The sequence below is a fragment of the Corallococcus sp. AB030 genome, assembly GCF_003668965.1.
GTDB lineage: Bacteria > Myxococcota > Myxococcia > Myxococcales > Myxococcaceae > Corallococcus > Corallococcus exiguus.
The window spans coordinates 1-1,745 of record NZ_RAWQ01000430.1; the positions used below are offsets into that span (position 1 = coordinate 1).

Sequence of the window (1,745 nt, forward strand, 5' to 3'; positions counted from 1 at the left end):
GGACGGGGCGGCGGGACGATGCGCTTGGCGCGCAGGTCCTTGATGACCAGCCGGGTGATGGTCTTGAGCGCGTCCATCACGCCGCGGCCGTTGGCGGCGGCCGTCTCGAAGTCGGGGACGCCGCGGGGGTTGAGCTCCCGGCGCAGGTCCTCCACGGAGAGGATGTTGTCCAGGTCCCGCTTGTTCCACTGCATCACCAGTGGGAAGCGGTCCAGGCGGATGCCGTTCTCCAGGAGGTTCTCCTCCAGGTTCGCCAGGGACTCGCGGTTGGCGTCCATGGCCTCCGCCTGCGAGTCCGCCACGAACACGACGCCGTCCGCGCCCTGGAGCACCAGCTTGCGGGTGGCGTTGTAGAAGACCTGCCCGGGCACGGTGTAGAGGGCCAGGCGCACGGAGCAGTCGCCCACGCGCTCGACCTTGACCGGTAGGAAGTCGAAGAACAGCGTCCGGTCGCCTTCGGTGGCGATGGACATCATCTCTCCGCGGTGGGCCGGGCGAACGGTCTCGTAGACCTTTCGCAGGGTCGTCGTCTTCCCCGACAGGCCGGGGCCGTAGAAGACGATCTTCGCGGCCACTTCGCGGGCCATCAGGTTCACGCTGCTCACGGTGTCAGCTTACCTAGAACGACTCGGCGCCCGGCGCCAGTTGCCGGGCGAACATTCGCGGGCGTCCCGGCCCGGTGCTCGGCCGCGAGCAGGGCGAAGAGGGCCGCTTCCTTCGCCTCTTCGGGGAAGCCCAGCACGTCCAGCCGCTCCAACGGCACCGGGGCCAGCCGCGCCCGAAGATCCGCCATGAGCACAGGATTCCGCGTCCCGCCGCCGGAGACATACACGGCCTCCAGCCGGGGAAAGCGGGGCCGCACCCAGGTGTCGAAGGCGCGCGCGGTGGCCTCCACGGTGAAGGCCCGCGCGGTGGCCATCAAATCGTGGGGCCGCTCCGGGGCCGCCGCCCAGAGCCGGTCCACCAACGGTTCGCCGAAGCCCTCGCGGCCCGCGCTGCGCGGAGGTGGCCGCGCGAGGAACGGATGCGCGAGCAGTTCCTCCAGGAGCGCGGGGATCACCTGGCCCCGGGAGGACAGGCTCCCGTCCCGGTCGCACGCGAGCCGTCCCTGCGTCACCCGGCGCGCCAGCCCGTCCAGCACCATGTTCGCGGGCCCGGTGTCGAACGCGAGCGTGTCGTCCACGTGCTCGCCCACGACGCTGATGTTGGCGATGCCGCCCAGGTTGAGGAACGCGCGCGTGACCTCCGGCCGTTCGCGGTTCCGGAAGACGGCCCAGTCCAGGTAGGGCACGAGCGGAGCGCCCTGGCCGCCCACCGCCATGTCGCGGGTGCGGAAGTCGCTGACGACGGGCAGGCCGGTGCGCTCGGCGATGACGGCCGCTTCGCCAATCTGGAGCGTGGAGGCGATGGCGGACAGGTCCGAAGGAAGGTGGGCCATCGTCTGGCCGTGCGAGCCGACGACGTGGACGTCCTCGCGCTTCACGCCCGCGCGCGCGATGACGGCCAGCACGGCCTCGGCGAAGCGCTCCCCCAGTTCGAAGTTGAGGGCGCAGAGGCTCCGGGCGTCTTGAGGGCCCAGCACTCGCGCGACCAGGTCCGGCGTGAAGGGATGGGAGACATGCGCGAGCAGTTGGAGCTTCACGTCCGCGCCGGTGCCGTCCACCCTGCACAGCGCCGCGTCCGCCGCGTCCACGCTGGTGCCGGACAGCACGCCCACGCACAGCCGGGGCGGCAGGGAGGGGGAG

2 protein-coding genes are annotated in these 1,745 nt (G+C 71.5%); both read right to left on the reverse strand.

Annotated features, from left to right (window positions below; translation table 11 throughout):
* The coding region (locus tag D7Y15_RS43365; protein ID WP_233605326.1) for an ATP/GTP-binding protein at positions 1-605 on the reverse strand (605 nt) is incomplete at its 3' end.
* A partial coding sequence (locus D7Y15_RS43370; RefSeq protein ID WP_368667435.1) for an anhydro-N-acetylmuramic acid kinase occupies positions 602-1,745 on the reverse strand: 1,144 nt, incomplete at its 5' end. The genes D7Y15_RS43370 and D7Y15_RS43365, both read right to left, overlap by 4 nt.